This window comes from Streptomyces sp. NPDC041784 (assembly GCF_055591025.1).
On the sequence record NZ_JBVJAB010000091.1, the window covers coordinates 1 to 1,439 of the forward strand.

General features: G+C 67.1%; 1 protein-coding gene. It reads right to left on the reverse strand.

Annotation, left to right across the window (positions count from 1 at the left end; all coding sequences use genetic code 11):
* Positions 1-23: 23 nt before the first annotated feature.
* A complete protein-coding gene (locus tag ACZ6D7_RS47550; RefSeq protein WP_469505171.1) occupies positions 24-1,226 on the reverse strand; it encodes an IS110 family RNA-guided transposase in 1,203 nt (400 codons plus the stop codon).
* Between the last annotated feature and the right edge of the window lie 213 nt (positions 1,227-1,439).

The following is a 1,439-nucleotide window of genomic DNA, read 5'->3' on the forward strand; positions in this document are numbered from 1 at the left end:
GAAGGAGAATCTCAATGACCGTGTCAAGCCGCCTGCGTGACGGGTGGGGCGGAGGTGAAGAGCCTTTTGTCACGCAGCATTGCCCACAGAACGTCGACCCGGCGGCGGGCGAGCGAGAGCAGAGCCTGCATGTGCAGCAGACCCTCGGATCGCTTCTTGAGGTAGTAGTCCCGGGAGGGGCCGGGCCGCATCATGGAGGTCTGCGCCGACATGTAGAAGATGTGTCGAAGGCGGCGGTTGTAGCGTTTGGGCCGGTGGTAGTTGCCGGTGCGGCGGCCGGAGTCCCGGGCGACCGGAGCCAGGCCGGCATGGGAGGCGAGGCGGCCGGCGTCCTTGTAGCCGCCCAGGTCGCCGACGATGGCGACGAACTCGGCGCCCAGGATCGGTCCCATGCCGGGCATGGATTCGATGATTTCGGCGCGGTCGTCGGTGCGGAAGGTCTCGCGGATCTCCCGGTCGTTGTCCTTGATCCGCTCATCGAGGGCCAGGAGCTGGTGGGCGAGGTCGCAGACCAGTTTGGCGGCCCGCTTCTCGCCGGGCAGGGCGGTCTGCTGGGACTGGGCGGCCTCCACAGCCTTGGCCGCGACGTCCGAGGCCCCGCGGACCTTGCGCCGCTCCAGCCAGGTGGTCAGGCGCTTGACGCCGATCCGCCGCAGGGCGGCCGGGGTCTGGTACTCGGTCAGCATGACGACGGGGCCCTTGGCCGCGGAGTAGTCGAAGGTTCGTTCCAAGGCGGGACAGATCCCGACCAGCATGTCGCGGAGCCGGTTGATCAGCCGGACACGGTCGGCGATCAGGTCGGCGCGGTGGTTCGTCAGCAGTTGAAGGGTGGAGACCAGCTCCGGGGGTGTTTCCAGCGGCGCGAAGTCCCGGCGCATGCGTGCCTGGTCGGCGATGACCTTCGCGTCTTTGGCGTCGGTCTTGGCCTCTCCGCGGTAGGCGCCGGACATGCGGTTCACGGTGCGTCCGGGTACGTAGACGACCCGCTGGCCGTTGGCGACGAGCAGGGCCAACAGCAGGGTGGACGCCCGGCCGCTGATGTCCACTGCCCACCGCACCTCGTCGGCCCTCTCGCGAGCGGTCTCGATGAGCGTGAGGATCTGGGCTTCGTCGTTGATCACCTTCGTCGAGAACAGGGTCTCGCCGTCGGCATCCACGGCCACCGCCCAGTGATGCCCTTTGCCGGCATCGACGCCGACCCATATCCGCTTGTGAGACGTGCTCAAGCCTGTCGTTCCGTTCCCTTCGGACCAGCATTTCCGTGGTCCGAAGAACACTCCGCCGACAGGTCCTTAAGCAGCGATGACCGCAGTTCTCAATCAGTGGTCGGAGCGTCCCGGAGGACCGGGCGGCCATTCTCCTTGAGCCATCAGCGGCAACCTCGCATCAGCCACACCCGGTCCTCCCGGACCGCCAACATTCTTAAGGACCCCGCATGA